The organism is Gordonia marina, assembly GCF_052036135.1.
Classification (GTDB): domain Bacteria; phylum Actinomycetota; class Actinomycetes; order Mycobacteriales; family Mycobacteriaceae; genus Gordonia.
Window position 1 is genome coordinate 1 of record NZ_JBPSDN010000010.1, and the last position, 15,696, is coordinate 15,696.

At 69.6% G+C, this 15,696-nt stretch carries 16 protein-coding genes; 5 read left to right on the top strand and 11 right to left on the bottom strand.

Annotation, left to right across the window (positions count from 1 at the left end; translation table 11 throughout):
- Nucleotides 1–211 precede the first annotated feature (211 nt).
- Together ACSEEN_RS08010 and ACSEEN_RS08015 are read left to right on the top strand one after the other, a co-directional pair.
- Nucleotides 212–640, top strand: coding sequence for an Rv0361 family membrane protein (locus tag ACSEEN_RS08010; RefSeq protein WP_440712875.1), 429 nt, complete (start codon nucleotides 212–214; stop codon nucleotides 638–640).
- Complete coding sequence (locus tag ACSEEN_RS08015; protein WP_440712876.1) at nucleotides 613–1,053, top strand: hypothetical protein; 441 nt, start codon at nucleotides 613–615, stop codon at nucleotides 1,051–1,053. Before ACSEEN_RS08010 ends, ACSEEN_RS08015 begins: the two co-directional genes overlap by 28 nt.
- A gap of 719 nt (nucleotides 1,054–1,772) precedes the next feature.
- Here the strand turns inward: ACSEEN_RS08015 and ACSEEN_RS08020 are convergent.
- From ACSEEN_RS08020 to ACSEEN_RS08035, 4 genes are read right to left on the bottom strand one after another with little or no spacing between them, the layout of a single operon-like run.
- Nucleotides 1,773–2,624: a transglutaminase family protein gene (locus ACSEEN_RS08020; protein WP_247865976.1), complete on the bottom strand. Its 852-nt coding sequence runs from the start codon at nucleotides 2,622–2,624 to the stop codon at nucleotides 1,773–1,775.
- Nucleotides 2,621–3,595 (bottom strand): alpha-E domain-containing protein, encoded by a 975-nt coding sequence (locus tag ACSEEN_RS08025; RefSeq protein ID WP_298446490.1) that lies wholly within the window; start codon nucleotides 3,593–3,595, stop codon nucleotides 2,621–2,623. Before ACSEEN_RS08025 ends, ACSEEN_RS08020 begins: the two co-directional genes overlap by 4 nt.
- A gap of 7 nt (nucleotides 3,596–3,602) precedes the next feature.
- Entirely contained in the window at nucleotides 3,603–5,276 is a 1,674-nt protein-coding gene (locus ACSEEN_RS08030; RefSeq protein ID WP_247865973.1) for a circularly permuted type 2 ATP-grasp protein, read from the bottom strand.
- A 48-nt stretch (nucleotides 5,277–5,324) separates the two neighbouring features.
- Nucleotides 5,325–5,882 (bottom strand): hypothetical protein, encoded by a 558-nt coding sequence (locus ACSEEN_RS08035; protein WP_440712877.1) that lies wholly within the window; start codon nucleotides 5,880–5,882, stop codon nucleotides 5,325–5,327.
- Nucleotides 5,883–6,274: 392 nt separating this feature from the next.
- On the opposite strand from ACSEEN_RS08035, the gene ACSEEN_RS08040 reads away from it, so the two are divergent.
- The gene (locus tag ACSEEN_RS08040; RefSeq protein WP_440712878.1) at nucleotides 6,275–7,210 is read left to right on the top strand and encodes a ScbA/BarX family gamma-butyrolactone biosynthesis protein; all 936 of its coding nucleotides are present in this window, start codon (nucleotides 6,275–6,277) and stop codon (nucleotides 7,208–7,210) included.
- Here ACSEEN_RS08040 and ACSEEN_RS08045 read toward each other — a convergent pair.
- On the bottom strand, nucleotides 7,197–7,859 hold the full coding sequence (locus tag ACSEEN_RS08045; RefSeq protein WP_440712879.1) for a ScbR family autoregulator-binding transcription factor: 663 nt from the start codon (nucleotides 7,857–7,859) through the stop codon (nucleotides 7,197–7,199). The two genes, ACSEEN_RS08040 and ACSEEN_RS08045, sit on opposite strands and share 14 nt — an antisense overlap.
- Before the next feature lie 38 nt (nucleotides 7,860–7,897).
- On the opposite strand from ACSEEN_RS08045, the gene ACSEEN_RS08050 reads away from it, so the two are divergent.
- Complete coding sequence (locus ACSEEN_RS08050; RefSeq protein ID WP_440712880.1) at nucleotides 7,898–8,812, top strand: NAD-dependent epimerase/dehydratase family protein; 915 nt, start codon at nucleotides 7,898–7,900, stop codon at nucleotides 8,810–8,812.
- A 5-nt stretch (nucleotides 8,813–8,817) separates the two neighbouring features.
- Here the strand turns inward: ACSEEN_RS08050 and ACSEEN_RS08055 are convergent, their stop codons facing one another.
- The 5 genes from ACSEEN_RS08055 to ACSEEN_RS08075 form a co-directional block, all read right to left on the bottom strand.
- Entirely contained in the window at nucleotides 8,818–9,435 is a 618-nt protein-coding gene (locus ACSEEN_RS08055) for a type II secretion system F family protein (protein WP_440712881.1), read from the bottom strand.
- Complete coding sequence (locus ACSEEN_RS08060; protein WP_440712882.1) at nucleotides 9,432–10,229, bottom strand: type II secretion system F family protein; 798 nt, start codon at nucleotides 10,227–10,229, stop codon at nucleotides 9,432–9,434. Before ACSEEN_RS08060 ends, ACSEEN_RS08055 begins: the two co-directional genes overlap by 4 nt.
- Nucleotides 10,226–11,356, bottom strand: coding sequence for a TadA family conjugal transfer-associated ATPase (locus ACSEEN_RS08065; protein ID WP_247865960.1), 1,131 nt, complete (start codon nucleotides 11,354–11,356; stop codon nucleotides 10,226–10,228). Before ACSEEN_RS08065 ends, ACSEEN_RS08060 begins: the two co-directional genes overlap by 4 nt.
- Nucleotides 11,353–12,411, bottom strand: coding sequence for a septum site-determining protein Ssd (ssd, locus tag ACSEEN_RS08070; protein ID WP_440712883.1), 1,059 nt, complete (start codon nucleotides 12,409–12,411; stop codon nucleotides 11,353–11,355). Before ssd ends, ACSEEN_RS08065 begins: the two co-directional genes overlap by 4 nt.
- 127 nt (nucleotides 12,412–12,538) lie before the next feature.
- Nucleotides 12,539–13,483 (bottom strand): esterase/lipase family protein, encoded by a 945-nt coding sequence (locus ACSEEN_RS08075; protein WP_440712884.1) that lies wholly within the window; start codon nucleotides 13,481–13,483, stop codon nucleotides 12,539–12,541.
- Nucleotides 13,484–13,726: 243 nt separating this feature from the next.
- Between ACSEEN_RS08075 and ACSEEN_RS08080 the strand changes: the two genes are divergently transcribed.
- Nucleotides 13,727–14,536 (top strand): HAD family hydrolase, encoded by an 810-nt coding sequence (locus ACSEEN_RS08080; RefSeq protein ID WP_247865956.1) that lies wholly within the window; start codon nucleotides 13,727–13,729, stop codon nucleotides 14,534–14,536.
- 381 nt (nucleotides 14,537–14,917) lie between these two features.
- On the opposite strand, the gene ACSEEN_RS08085 is transcribed toward ACSEEN_RS08080, so the two are convergent.
- The gene (locus tag ACSEEN_RS08085; RefSeq protein WP_298441078.1) at nucleotides 14,918–15,670 is read right to left on the bottom strand and encodes an oxidoreductase; all 753 of its coding nucleotides are present in this window, start codon (nucleotides 15,668–15,670) and stop codon (nucleotides 14,918–14,920) included.
- Between the last annotated feature and the right edge of the window lie 26 nt (nucleotides 15,671–15,696).

Sequence of the window (15,696 nt, forward strand, 5' to 3'; positions counted from 1 at the left end):
TTTGCAGCAGCTCGCGCATCAGATCCGGTGACGCGTCGGCGAGGGCTTGGCCAAGCAGGCCTGCAGGGTCGACAATATGAGGTGCGGTCATCGTGATGACTCCGTTCGAGGATTCTTTAGACGGTTGACTCGAAGGATCACACGGTGGCCGCTCTACGTCCGTCCCGACACGAAGTCGGAGACGATCTCGGCCACCGAGTTACACCACCTTATGGGGCACTACTTCCCTGGATGCTCGGGTCCCGACCAGTCCTCGAACGAGGTTGCGCAGAGCGCATCCGCCTCGCCCGATTCGGCACGGGCCGGCATCGAGCAGGTGACCCGGGCCGCCATCGAGGACTACAACACCGGCGACCTGACGCATTTGGAATCAATATCATGCGGTCAGCTCGGGTCTGAGTTGGCCGAGGCGGACGCCAAAGCATTCGCCGTGGAATCAGCGGCAGACCGCCGCGAGCGCGGGAGCGGCCAGGTAATAGCCGTCGATCACATTAAGACGCTCAAGGAATTCGCGACCGCAAGCATTCAACTCCAGTACGAAAAGGGAGCCGCCGGCCTCGACGCAAGGCATCGTGTCTTCATGTCTGCCACGCTCCAAACGGTGGATGGATCGTGGAAGATCTGCGGGATGCACTCATGAGCCGGCGTTCGCGAGCCTTCATCGCCGTCGGAGCAACCTCTGCGGGCCTGGCTATCGACGTCACATCAAGGTTGTGGAGCTTCCCCGCCCGCGAGTCTCTCACACTGCACACCAGCGCGATAAGCGTGATGATTCTCCTTGCCATAGTCGCCTGTGCAGTGTCGGCCTCATCGAAGAAGTGGGCGACCGCAATTCTCCTCACGGCCGCGGTTCCCCTACAGATCCTGAAGATCGCACTCGCCTACCGAGGGCACCCCGATGACTTCAACCACTACAATCTGGATCTGGCGATCGCCTACGCTGCGGACATACTCTTGATTTGGATTCCCGCAACCGTGCTAACCGTTGTCTGGACAGTTGCAGAAGCGAAGTCTCCGGGGACGGCCGTCCAACAACGTCAGCGGGGATACTGATGCCGCGGACCGATGAGCACCCGGCAGGTTCAGGTACTTCTCGCTCACGGAATTCTGGACCAGAAAGCCATCGATGGCCTCTGACCTGCGGCTATGCCAGCTCGTCGCATCATCGCTCGCCGCGCTGCCCTACCGTTGCTCCGGGCACCGATCCGGGCGCACCGAGGCGAGCCGTCGTCAGCGAGCGATGGCGTGAGGAGACCACATGAACCCCTTGATACCGACGACGGCGGATGTCATCGGCTTGATCGTGTTTCTGGGCATCCTGGCTTCGATCATTTACGTGACAGTCCGCGTATTCCGCAAGTAACGCGGCGTCTCTATCGCTGTCGCGTGACCACAGAAAGAAAGAAGTGGTACCAGACCGGGCGGATCTTGCCTGGGTGCTTGGCGGCATGTCGATCGTTCTCGCGATCGCCGCGGCCATCGGAGTGGTGATCACCGAGCGTCGGACACTGAGCATTATGTTGTGGCTGGCGGCACTTCTGCTCATCCCCTTTTCCGGGACCGTGTGGTTAGGGCGACGTTTCGCGTCCAGACGCGTAGCGAACGGCAGGATATCGGGAGACGATCGAAATGGGAATTGCTCCACATTCACAGTGGCTCGCCGTCCATTCCGCGAGCGGCTGCGCGCGAGCCGGCCGCGGGAGCGTCGATCCGGTTCCACGACACTCGGCCCACGACACTCCGCCCACGACTCTCCGCCACCGGGACCGACCTCACGCGAGCCGGGTGATCCGGACACTCACTTCCAGGTCCGACTCGCCGCCGCCACCGGCGTAGATCCCCTTGATCGGCGTAACGTCGGCGTAGTCACGACCGATTCCGACGGTCACGTGCCGGTCGGTGATCGCCGTGTTGTTGGTCGGGTCGATGCCCCACCATCCGCCGGTCCACACCTCGACCCAGGCGTGCGACTCGCCCTCGACGGTCTCACCGATCGCCGCCGACGCCTTGGGATGCAGGTAGCCCGACACGTACCGCGCGGGAATCCCCAGGCTCCGCAGCATCGACAGGGTGATGTGCGCGTAGTCCTGGCAGACGCCGCGCCGCTGCCGCCAGGCGTCGCGGGCCGTCGAATGCACCTCCGTCGTGCCGGGCTCGTACTGCATGGCGCCGTGAACACCGGCCACCACCGCCTCCGCGGCCAGCACCGGCGAGAGTCCGGCGGCGGCCTCGCGTGCGAACTCCGACAGCTTGGGCCGGATCGGCGCGTAGTCGCTGGCACCGAGCCATTCGTCGTGTTCGTCGAGTACGTCGTCGCTGGCGAGGAGTTCCCACGTGGCCGCGGCGGCGTCGGCGGAACGCGCTTCGTCGTCCACTTCCACCACGGCGGTTCCGGTCACTTCCAGGCTGTCGTGCGGGGCGTGCAGATCGAACGCCGTCACCAACGACCCCCAGTAGTCGGTGTAGCGGTACAGCCGCGCCGACGGCGAGGTGTCGACGTGATCCAGAATCACCGTCTGCCGGCTGTCCGAGCGCGGCGTGATGCGGGCCTCGTTGAACGACGACGTCGCCGGGCCCGCGTAGGTGAATCCGGTCGTGTGGACCACTCGCAACCGGGCGCTCACTGGGCTTCCTTTCGATCGGCCAGTTCGGTCAGACTCGCACCGGTCCACGATACGTACGGCTCGATGTGGAAGTGCTCCTCGGCGATCGAGTCGGTGACGGCCTGGCACATGACCTGCAGCTCGCGCAGGTGGTCGGTGAGGTCCTCGACCATCGAATCCGGGTCGATGAATTCGAGTCGGCTCCGCGCCCGCCCGAGGAGCGTCAGCGCCCGCGACTGCTGGCCGACGCGGTTGGGCCGGTGGTCGAGCGCGGCGAGATGCGATTCGGCGACGAGCAGCGTGTAGAACACCGACCGCGGGAAGAGCCGGTCGAGCAGCATGAACCGGACGACGCTGTCGGCGTCGACGGCCCCGCGATAGGCGCGCACGTAGGTGTCCTGCGCGCCGGCGGCGATCAGCACGCCGATCCACGACGGCGACGCGGCGAGGTCTCCGGACCGCGAGTGCAGCATCCGGACGATCATGTCGATGCGCTCGATCGACCGGCCGAGCAGCAGATAGCTGTAGCCGTCGTCGTGGCTCAGCGTCGCATCGGTGAGCCCGGCGAACATGGCGGCCCGCGCCTTGATGTACGACAGGAAGTGGTGCGGGCCGAGTTTGCGCGCCCGCCGGATCACCGACGGCACCTCGTTGTAGGTGGCGTTGAGGCATTCCCACATCTCGCTCGACGTCACCTCGCGCGCCCCGCGCGCGTTCTCGCGGGCGGCCTTCACCAGGCCGACGATCGAGCATTCGGCTCCGCGGTCGTAGGCGACGGCCTCCGCGAGCGTCCACACCGTCATGGGTTCGCCGGTGTCCGGCGGTGCGAAGCCGAGGACGGCCATCACCTGGCGGACGGTGTGGTCGGTGTCGACCGTCGGGTCCTCGAGGAGCTGCTGGACGGCGACGTCGAGGATTCGCGCCATGTCGTCCGCGCGTTCCACGTACCGCCCCACCCAGAACAGCGAATCCGCGTTGCGTGCGAGCATCATCGGACCGTCACCTCCCCGTCGCCGGGGCCGTCGTCCGGCCCTGTTGCTGCTGTTGTTGCTGATCGGTGGTCGACGCCGTGCTCGGCGCCATCGTCGGCCGCGGCGACTGCGGCAGATCGGCGACGACCCGCGACTCCGCCACTTCGGCCGGGTCGCTGGAACTGCGTGCCGCCAGCACCCAGGTGTCCTTGGATCCGCCGCCCTGCGACGAGTTCACCACCAGCGAGCCCTCGGTCAGCGCGACGCGGGTGAGCCCGCCCGGGAGCACCCAGATCGATTCGCCGTCGTTCACAGCGAACGGCCGCAGGTCGACGTGGCGGGGTTTCAACTGCGAGCCCGCGACGGTCGGATTGGTGGAGAGATTGATCAGCGGCTGGGCGATCCAGCCGCGCGGATTCTCCCGGATCTGCGCCTTGAGGGTCCGGAGCTCGGCCTTGGTGGCGCTCGGGCCGAAGACGATGCCGTAGCCGCCGCTGCCCTCGACCGGCTTCACCACCAGCTCGTCGATCCGCCGGATGGCCTCTTCCCGCTCATCGGCCAGCCAGCAGCGCAGCGTCTCGACGTTGCCGATCAGCGGCTCCTCATCCAGGTAGTAGCGGATGATCTCCGGCACGTAGGTGTAGACGAGTTTGTCGTCGGCGACGCCGTTGCCGACCGCGCTGGAGATCACCACGTTGCCCGCCCGGGCGGCGTTGACCAGGCCGGCGACGCCGAGCATGGAGTCCGGGCGGAACTGCATCGGGTCCAGGAAGGCGTCGTCGATGCGGCGGTAGATCACGTCGACCCGCGCCTCGCCGTCGGTCGTGCGCATGTAGACCACGTTGTCGCGGCAGAACAGGTCGCGGCCCTCGACCAGCTCAACACCCATCTGGCGGGCGAGCAAGGAGTGTTCGAAGTACGCGGAGTTCGCGACGCCCGGGGTGAGGACGACGACGGTCGGGTCGCCGACGTTGCCGGGCGCAGACGCGCGGAGCGCGCTCAGCAGTTGGCTCGGATAGTCGCGGACGGCGCGCACCCGGTGGCTCGCGAAGAGGTCGGGGAAGACCCGGGCCATGGTCCGCCGGTTCTCGATCACATACGACACCCCGGACGGCGAGCGCACATTGTCTTCCAGGACCCGGAACTCGCCGTTCTCGTCGCGGATCAGGTCGATCCCGGCGACATGGATGCGCACCCCGTTCGGCGGGCGGATCCCTGCGGCCTGCCGGTGGAAGTGCTCACACGAATAGATGAGGCGGCGCGGCACGATCTCGTCGTCGAGGATCCGCTGCTCGCCGTAGACGTCGTCGAGGAACATCTCCAGCGCCCGGACCCGTTGCGCGATACCGGCTTCCAGCCGTGCCCACTCGGCGGCGCTGATCACGCGCGGTACCGGGTCGAGCGGGAACGGCCGCTCCTGTCCGGAGAGGGAGAAGGTGACGCCCTGGTCGATGAACGCCCGGTCGAGCGCGTCGAGCCGGATCTTCAGATCCGCCGGGTCGAGTGTCTTGATGGCGGCGGCGATCCCGCGGTACGGCGGGCGCACGGTGCCGTCGGGCCGGAACATCTCGTCGACGGCCCGCTGCTCGATCCCGCTCTCATACGTCCGGAATGCCGTTGCGCCACTCGGGAATCGAGGATGCACTTCACGATCGGGAGGAGTGCCTGCGGCGTCGTCGGAGAGGGTTGCCGATGGGTCCATGAGTGCATGGTGCCTCAGCGGCGTCGGCTACGCGCGAGTACGACGAGGTCAGGCCCCGCAGTAGCCGGCCTGGCCGGAGACTGAGTCACAATATGAGTTGCCGCCGAGCATCAGCACCTGCCCGCCGGCCTGCGATTCGAGGTGCCCCTCGACGGTCTGCCCCTCCGTATAGAGCGGGGCACCGTCGCCGTAGACACTCTTCTTGCTGACCATGGTGACCTGGATCTGCGAGTCGTTCCCTGACCAGGTGACGTTCCAGACGGTGCCGTCCGCCGCGCCGCTGAACAGCGAGACCTCACCCGTGCCGTCCGCGCGCAGTTCGACACTTCGGGTGTGCCCGGCCCACCTCCCGAGGTACTTGGTGGGCTGCATCGGCTGCGCCGTCGGCGTGGCCTGCGTCGGAACCGTCGTCGCCGGATTCTGCCCGGTGACGGTCGTGGTCTCGGTCGGTGCCGCGGTGTCCGACGACGGACCTGCCGTCACGATCTCGGTGACCGTCGAGACCGCGCCGGTCCGATCGCCACCGCTGTCCTTGCCGGAGCCCGAACACCCAGCCAGGAACGCCGCGACCAGGACCACCATGAGTACCGCTGCGATTCGCCTCATATGTCGACTATTACTCGTGAGCCGGAATCGCGACAAGAGCCGGCGCCGGAGTCGTCGGCAATGCGAGTCGGACGGCACGCGGCCGGGCACCGGGGACGCCGCGCGCCACATGATCGGCCCGTCCGACAGCCGACCGTAGCCCACCTCGTGTCCCGAGCTGGCCGCCGGACCGATCGCTGGCGGCACCATCGACAGCACTTTCGCGAACGATGCCACGTGCACCTAGAGATTTAAAAACACATCTATTGGTTTGTCTGAAAGTACGTGTTTCTCGCATCTCGGTACTCCGATTCCCTCGGGACAGGACAGATCGTCACTGTCCGAACGGGACCTTTCGACCGCAGCCGCGAATCCAGTGCAAGTCCGAGCGCCGTCTGTGCTACACGTACCCGGTGAGCACCGTGAGAAACAGAATTTCCGGTAGCTGCGGCCCCGGAAGGGCGCTCCGGTTCGATCAGACCGTCGACCGCGCGCTCGTGCACCGGGCGTCGGTCGCCGAGGTGTTTCTGACCGACCTCGTCACGACCGGCGACGACACCTTCGAACTCGCCGCTCAGCTGCCTCGCCGACACGCGTTCTACCGCCCGATCGGCGGCCGGTACGACACCTTGCTGCTGGCCGAGGTCCTCCGCCAGTCGGTGATCGCCGTCGCGCACTCCTTCTACGACGTGCCGCCGGCCTCGAAGTTCACCATGCAGGCCCTCGGACTACGCGTTCCGCGGTGGCCGCACGGCCTGAATGTCGGGGAATCACCCGCTGAACTGCACGTACGGTTCGACGCCCGGCAGGTCGAGTACCGCGGGCCGGAGGTCGCGGGTCTCACCGCGCAGCTCACGTTCGTGCGCGACGGCCAGGTGATCGCCACCGGGTCGGGCGACACGAAGATCTTCGACGCCACCGGCTACGAACGGCTCCGCTGGCGCGGCGCGGTGCCGCGTACCGTCGGTACGCCGCCCAGTGTCACTCCGGTGGCGCCGGGCAGCGTCGGCGTACTCGATCCGGCGGACGTGGTGCTCGGTGACGCGCCCGGCGCCGACTCGTGGAGGCTGCGCGTCGACCCGTCCCATCCGGTGCTGTTCGACCACGGCTGCGACCACGTCCCGGGCATGCTCTTACTGGAAGGCATCCGCCAGGCCGTGCGCCTGGCGTCGGACGATCCGTCCGCGTCCCTCGAGTCGTTCGACGCCCGATTCCAGCGGTTCGCCGAACTCGACGAACCGGTCGCCGTCGCGGTCACCCCGAACGGGAGCCCCACCCGAGCGACGGTGACGTGCCGTCAGCGCGATCGCCACGTCGCGGACGCCGACGTCCGGGTCAGTGCTCGCTGACCGGCTCCCCCGGGGGCGTCCAGCGGGCATCCTGGATCTCGCTGCGCGGATTGGTGCTGTCCGGGCGCATGATTCCGGGAAGCAGAATCCCCCACATCTGGTCGATGCGCCGTTGCAGGTCGGTCCGCCGCGTCAGCACGTTGGCGACCATCTGCACACCGGTGAACGACGAGATCACGTACTCGGCGAAGTCCGCCGGCACGATCGTCGACAGCATGTCGCCCTCGTTGATCGCCTGTACGGTCAGGACCCGGCAAGCCTCGATCCAGTCCTTGTACGGGCCGTCCGGTCCCGGACCGGAACTCAGCTCCAGCGTCAGCCGGATACCACCCTCGACGATCGGGTCCTCCACGATCTGCCTGCCCATCTCATGGCACAGCATCACGATCTGCGCCAGCGCGGGCGCCCCCGTCGCCGCGATCGACTCGACGGCACCGATCGACGCCTGGTGCTGACGGGCCATCACCTCCGCTGCGAGCTCTTCCTTCGATTTGAAGTGGAAATACAGCGCACCGCGGGTCATGCCCGTCGCGGCGATGATGTCGTTCAGATTCGCCCGGTCGTACCCGCCGACGGCGAACGCCGACGCCGCACCCCGCAGGATGCGCTCGTGTGTCGCGATCGCCCGTGCCTGCTTCAGCTCGGCCACCAGCTCTCCCTCCGCTCCCATGTAAGGATCAAGTCCAGTTGAACACCACGGTAGTCAAACCGGCCGGGCATCAGCATAAGTGGACCGCAGACGGCGCGCCGACCCGCACGATCGCCGTGCTCGGCGCCACCGGATTCTGCGGTGCGCACATCGTCGACCAGTGCCTCCGGCGCGGGTTCGCGGTCCGCGCACTCTCCCGGACACCCGCTTCGCGCCACGCACCCCATCTGCGTTCGCTCGCCGTGGACGTCGGCGACCGCTCCGCTCTCACGGCCGCACTGACCGGCGTCGACGGGATCGTCCATGCGGCGTCGTACACCGGTTCCGACCCGGTCCTCGCATGGAGCACCAACCGCGACGGCACCGCGAGTCTCACCGCCGTCGCGCATGACCTCGGCATCGATTCGCTGCTCTATCTCAGCACCATCGGCGTCTACGGCCCCGGACCGTTCCGCGACCGGCCGGAGACCGCGCCCGTCGCACCGGTCACCGAACTCAGCCGCAGCCGGGTCGCCGCCGAGGACCTCGTGATCGACGCCGGCGGCCTGGTGCTGCGGCCCGGGTTCATCCACGGCCCCGGACCGAAGAGCTTCCTGACCGGGCTGGCCCGCATCACCGCTGCCCTCGACGCGCTGGTCGACGACGGAGCCGCCCTCCAGTCGACCGTCTCGGTGACCGCACTCGCGGCCCTCGTCGCCGGACTCCTCACCGAGCCCTTCCCCGCCCGCCTGCGAACGAGCGTGCTCAACGTCGCCGACGACAAGCCCCGGCCGATCCGCGAGCTGGTGTCGGACGCCGAGGCGGCGGGCCTGCTGACCGTTCCGACGCGCACGCTCACCCTCGCCGAAGCGCAGCGGACCGCCGGGCCGGCCGGCCTCACCGAGCGCCAGGTGGACCTCGTCGCCGTCGACCACACCCTCGATGTCGGCCGACTGCGATCGTTGCAGCCCTAACCCCACTACGACCCGCCGAACATGCCCGACGCCAGACCGACCACCACCGGCACGATCCCCAGACAGACGAAAGCCGGAAGAAAGCAGAGCCCGAGCGGCCCGCTGATGGCCACCCCCGCGCGTTCGGCGCGGGCCAGCGCCCGGGTCCGGGCCTGCTCGCGGGTGGCCTCGGCGAGGGCCGCGACCCCGTCGGCCATCGACGATCCCGCGCGGGAGGCGCGGCGCGCCAGCGTGGCCAGTTCGCGGAAGTGCTCGTCCGGAGCGCGAGGCCGGGCACCCTCGCGCTCCGGTGTCGCCCAGGCGGTCTCCGGGTCGGCACCCAGCGCCAGCAACTCGGCAGCCTGGGCGAGATCGGACGCCAGCGGCGGCGGCGCGTGAGCCGCGGCCACGGCCACCGCGGTCGCCACCGGAAGGCCGGCGCGCAGGCAGACGGCGAGCAGGTCGTACCCGGCGGCCACCTCGAACGGATCCGGCTCCGGCGGCCGCGTCCCGCCCCGAACCCGCGGAACGACGCCGGACGCGGCCCGAGAAGGACGACGTCCCGCCCCGATCCGGGCGAGTGCCCGCTCCGGACCCGGCCACAGCAGCGCGGCGATCGCCACCAGCACCAGCGCCGCACTCACCGGAGCACCTTCGCCACGATCCCGTCGACCCACAGCAGCCCGGCAGCCGCGAGCCCGACGCCGACCACCAGCAGGATCGAGCCCAGCGGCGTACCGAGAAGAACCCCGACCGGATGCGCACCCATCAGCTCACCGAGACCCAAGCCGAGCACCGGCAGCACGGCGAGCACCGTCGCCGTCGCCCGCGGGCCGGCCAGCGACGCCTGCGTTCGCGCACCGAAGTCCTTGCGTTCCGACAGATCCCGGCGCATCGCGTCGGTGAGCGCCGCCATCGGTACGCCGTGGCGCACCGACGTCGCCCACGCCTCCCCGAGCCTCCGCAATTCGGCATCGTCTGCTCCGGCGACGGCATCGGGTTCTCCGCCGAGTTCGACGTGTCCGGCGACTCGCGCCAGCTCCGCGGCGACGCCGCTGTCGGCGCTCGCCACCTCCGCTGCCGCGGCCCGGCACGCCCGCACCATCGGCGCGCCGACCGAGAGTTCGGCGGACACCACCGTGAGCGCGCGCATGAGGTCGTCGTCCCGCACCGCCCGCGCGGCGGCCGACGCCGCCCGGCGACTCCGCGAGAACCACAGGGCCACCACGATTCCCGACGCGATCGCCGGACCGATCCCGGCGAGGGCGCCGGCCACCGGCACGGCCGCGAACACGAGCGGCCGGCGCGGCACCGTCCAGCGCCGGCTCCCCGGGCCCCCGCTCAGAGCATGCAACCGGTGAACCGGCCGGCCCGACGGCCACGCCAGGAGGGCGGCAGCGCACAGCAGCACCGCCACGGCGAGTCCCGGCGCGGTCACCGGTCACCCCTGGTCCACAGCGGCCGGATCGACACCTCGCCGCCACCGGCACGCTCCACCGCACCGATCTCTACGAGCCGCCGGTCGCCACCGGGACGTCGTTCGACACCGATCACCACGTCGAGGGCCGCCGCCAACTGACTCTGCAACGCGCTCCGGCCGATGCCGCCGAGCGCAGCCAGGGCTTCCATCCGCGCGGGCACCTCGGCGATCGAGTTGGCGTGCAAGGTTCCGGCACAGCCCTCGTGGCCGGTGTTCAGCGCCGTCAGGAGATCGATCACCTCGGCACCGCGCACCTCTCCGACGACGATCCGGTCGGGCCGCATCCGCAGCGCCTGGCGGACCAGCGCCCGCACCGAGACCTCGCCGATGCCCTCTACGTTGGGCGCCCGGGCCACCAGTCGCACCACGTGCGGATGCTGCGGATCCAGTTCCGGCGCATCCTCGACCAGGATCATCCGTTCACCCGGATCCACTTGTCCCAGAAGGGCGTTCAGCAGCGTGGTCTTGCCTGCCCCGGTGCCGCCGATCACCAGGAAGCTGCGACGCCGCGCGACCACCGAGAGCAGCAGATCCCGCGCTTGTCGCGGGATCGATCCGTCACCGGTCATGGCGGCGAAATCCTTGGTGACGCTGCGCAGCACGCGGAGCGAGATACACGTCCCGTCGACGGCCAGGGGCGGGATCATCGCGTGCAGCCGCACCGCGTAGCCGTGCCTGCCCACCCCGGAGAGGCGACCGTCGACCCACGGCTGCGCGTCGTCCAGGCGGCGCCCGGCGCCGAGGGCGAGCCGCACCGCCAGGCGCCGGACACCGGCCTCGTCGTCGAAGGCGACCGCAGCCGGTTCCAGTCCACGGCCCCGCTCCACCCAGACCCGGTCCGGCGCGGTGACCAGGATGTCGGTGACCGCCGGGTCGGCCAGCAGCGTCTCCAGCGGCCCGGCGCCGACCAGCTCGGTCTGCAGATACCGCAGAGCCGCGAGGAGATCGGTGTCCGAGAGCAGGCCACCCGATTCGGCGCGCACGGCGTCGGCGATGGTCTCGGCGTCCGGTTCGGCGGCGTGCGCGGCGAGCCGTTCACGGACCCGGGCGAGCAGATCGGCATGCCGTTGACGGGTGGCGGTCATCGTCGTCCTCCCCGTGGGCCGGCGAGGGCGTCCAGTACGGCGCGGGCGGCCACCGTCTCCGGGCCCCGCCGGCCGGGCCGGAGTCCGCCCTCCTCACCGGATCGCGCCAGTGCCCGGCGGCTCCGCAGCGCGGCGAGCAGCGGCAGTCCGACGGCCTCGGCCACCTGCCCGGCGGACAGTCCACCGGGCGCGGGGCCTCGGACGAGCAGCCTCGCCTGGCCGCCGAGTCGAGCGCGGGCGACGAGCTTACGGGTGGCCGCCACGGCGGGGACCGAAGCGGTGGTCATCACCACCGCCAGGTCGGCCGAGTCGAGCACACCGAGCGCGGCCGCGTCGACGGCGCGGCCCGCGTCGGCGATCACCGTGTCGCCGTGGGCGCGCGCGGCGTCGACGACCGTCAGCACCGTCTCCGCGGATAACGGTGTGCCGTCGTCACGCCGGGACGTCAAGAATCTCAGACGTGCGCCGCATCGCGGGAGCGCCGCCGACAGCGCCTGTCCGGCGATGCTGCCGGTCTCCCCGGTGATGTCACCCCAGCGCAGCCCCGGGGTGTCTTCGGCGCCGAGCAGCAGGTCCAGGCCCGCGCCGCCGGGCTCGGCGTCGAGCAGAAGGACCGGACTTCCCGACCGGCTGGCGCACTGCGCCAGCACCACCGCCATCGTGCTCACCCCTGCCCCGCCGTGACCGCCGACCAGCGCGACCGACGGTGCCGCACCGCGCCGCGGCTGCCGGACCGCCGAGAGCGCCGCGACGAGCGCGGCCTCGTCGTCGGGCAGCACGTATCCGCCCTGCGCACCCGCCGCCAGTCCGGTGCGCCAGGTGCGCGCGTCGGTTCCCGACCCGGACACCACCAGTACCCCGGGCCGCGCGGGCAACCGGGATTCGGTGAGCCGCCCGAGGGCGTCGCCGTCGACCACCACCGCACCGGCCCGCAGCCAGTCGTGCCGGCAGCGCGCCGGGTCGCCGACCACGATCCGGTACCCGGCGGCCGCCCCGCAACGGGCGACGTCACCCTGCAGCACCTCGCCGGTCAGGACCAGCAGCGTCTCGCTCATGTGCCCAGCGTGAGCGCACACGGCGAATCACGCCAGCACGTTGTCCACAGGCCGTTCGAGTAAGGTGAGAGTTGTCCACAGGCCGCCGGATGTCCGGCGACGAGTCTCCCGCCGCGGCCGGCGCGGCTCAGCCGGTGAAGGGCGGGACCACCTCGCACGGCACCGTCACCGGGTGCTGCGGGTCGAGGGCGTTCAGCACCATGTACGCCGCGCGGCGGGACCCCGCGATCGCCATGTGATCGCTGTAGTCCTGCGCGCAGGTGTCCTGCACGACGATGTTCGTGACGTCCTCGCCGGGACGGCCGGGGACCTGCCCGGCGGTGTAGGGCACCACCATCTCGTCGTACCGGGTGCTGATGTTGGTGTAATGGACGCCCTTCACATACGGGCTGCCGCCGCGCCAGATCTTCTTGTTCATCGGCGAGCCGGGCAGCATCCCGCCGCAACCCACGCAGAACGGCAGCGGCACCGCACCGATCGCCTCGCCGAGCTGCGTCATCACTGGATCCACCGAACCGGTCCCGCGCCACAGCGGCGCCAGCGAGACGTAGTCGGTCACCTTGTCCGCCCCGCCGAGGTACTTCAGGTAATAAGTCGGCATGTAGGTACCCTGCGAGTGGCCGACCAGGTCGACCGTCGGCGCGCCGGTGGACTTGCGCACCTTCTCGACGAAGGCGTCGAGCTGGTGCGCGCTGATGTCGATCCGGTCCATGCCGCCGATCGCGGTGAACGGCCACGGCAGCCCGGGCAGCGCCCCGTAGGTGAGCGCGTACACGCAGTACCCGCGGTTGCGGAGCATCGGCACGTACGACCCCCAGTTGGTGGTCTTGGCTCCCCCGGTGCCGTGCACCAGGATCACCGGCCTCGGGTGTTCGGGGCTGGGCTTGCACGACCAGTCGTTGGCACCGGGCAGATCACCGCCGGGGTGCGCCAGCTCGTACGGGATCCCGCCGAAGAAGTTGTAGTTCTCCGGGAGTTTCGACGACGGCGCGGCACCCGCCGGACCGGCCGTCATCAGCCCGAACACCGTCGCCAGCAGCGCGGCGCAGAGCGCGCCGAGAGTCTTCCGCATGCGAGGAGGGTAGCGCTCCGAGGGCGAGAAATACCCCGGAATAGGGACGACCCCGGCCAGGGGGGAGGAGGCCCGGGGTCATCTGCTTTCAGCCCCGGGGGGTCGGGCTGAAAGCGCCGGCCGAAGCCGGACACTTGCGAAGGTACACGCGCGTCGGCAACCTTTGCAACTCCAACTATCCGCAATTTGAAATTCGCTCGTTCCTGACTCAGCGGTCAAGGAATGTACGTATTCTCTCCATTTGTGACATCGACGTCGCCCGGCCGGTCCGCGGCTTTCTTCGACCTGGACAAGACGGTCATCGCCCGGTCGAGCGCACTGGCCTTCACCAGGCACTTCTACGACGGCGGGCTGCTCAGCAAACGCGGCATGCTGCGGTCGGCGATCGCTCAGCTCCAATTCGTCCTGACCTCCGATCACACCGACCAGGTCGAGAAGATGCGCCAGCATGTCACCGACATGTGCACCGGCTGGGAAGCGGCCACCGTCTCGTCGATCGTCACCGAGACGCTCGACGACGTGGTGCGTCCGGTGATCTTCACCGAGGCCGCCGAACTGATCGCCGAGCACCGTGCGGCCGGGCGCGACATCATCCTGATCTCCGCCTCCGGCATGGAGATGGTGGAACCGATCGGCGTCATGCTGGGCGTCGACACCGTCCGCGCCACCCGGATGGAGGTGGTCGACGGCCACTACTCGGGCCGGATCGAGTTCTACTGCTACGGCGAGGAGAAGGCGCGCGCGATGCGCGAGCTCGCCGAGGAACGCGGCTACGACCTCGCGGAGTGCTACGCCTACTCCGATTCGAGCACCGACATCCCGATGCTGGAGACCGCGGGACACCGCGCCGTCGTCAATCCGGACAAGGCGCTGCGCGCGCACGCGCTCGCCCACGACTGGGAGATCCTCGACTTTCCGAATCCGGCACCGCTGGTCGACTGGTCGAGCCCGGCGACTCGTGGCTGGACGGCAGCGGCGGCCGCCGGCGTGGGCGTGATCGCCGCGGCGGCGGTGGCCTACGGAATCTCCCATCGGCGACACCACGCCGCGTGAAGTTTTCTCAAAGGCTTGATGTGATGCGGATCACCATGTAGAAAGTAGGTACGGAACCCCGGGAAGGCAAAGTCCGGATCGGAAGAGAAGATCCGGATCCCCTGATCCGATGGTTCCCAGCACGGACGGTAAGCACCCACGCGGTGCGCGCCGCATTGGCAGAAGTGTTGTGCGCCTGCGACATCGAGGCTCCCGGCCCGGCCGGAGTTTCCCTCCCTCGCCGAGGCGAGACCACAACCCACCTTGCACGCTTGGTAACTTGCGTCCGTGCTCGCGGGCGGCACCCGAGACCGGTTCACCGGCGCGGGGGCCGCCCGCAATACGTGTGGGGGGCGACCATCATGCGGATCCGCTCGACCGGCATACGGATCCGCGCGGAAGTCAGGAACGCGCGGCGTCGGCGATGGTCCGGGCTTCCGCCGCCCCGGCCGTCATCGCCCGGCAACTCAGCACGATCCAGTCGGTGAGCGCCTGCGGATCCCCGGTGGCGAACAGCGCGGAGAGTTCCCGGTAGTCGCCGAGATGACGCAGCCACGACACCTCGGGCACACCGAGCAGATGCGGATCGAGCCCGGTCGACGCCGTTACCAGCCGCGACGCCCCACGCGCGACAACCGCGTTCCCCTTCTCGAACGGGGCCAGCGCCAGCAGTTCGCCGTGCACGACCGCCGCCAGTACGGCGGCGGGCACCTGCGTCGCGCCGGTGACCAGCTGGCCGAGCAGATCGAGCCGCTGCGCGATGTGCGGCTCGGCCCGCGGGCGGCCCAGCTCGGTGTCGTCGTCGACCAGTTCGGCGGCGGCCAGCGAGTGCAGCCGGGCGAGCGACTGCATCGGTGCGCGCCGGAACACCGCCACCTCCCGATCGAGGGAGTCCGGGTCGAGGGCCTGCGCCACGCGGATCGCGCCGGCCATCACCGGATCGTCGAAGTCGTGCTCACGGTTCAGTTCGGTGGTCGCGCCCTCCATCGCGGCCGAACTGCGGCCGCCGCGCCACGACGACTCGCGCGAGGTCTTGTCCCACCCCCGCAGATTCACCGGATGACGGTGCACGGCGGCCAACGCCTCACCCGCTTCGGCGGCGGCCTCGGCCACACCGGGGAGATCGAGCAGGGGGGCGAGCGGATCGGCGGTCACCCGGTTCAGGGTAGTCGGCCACCGAC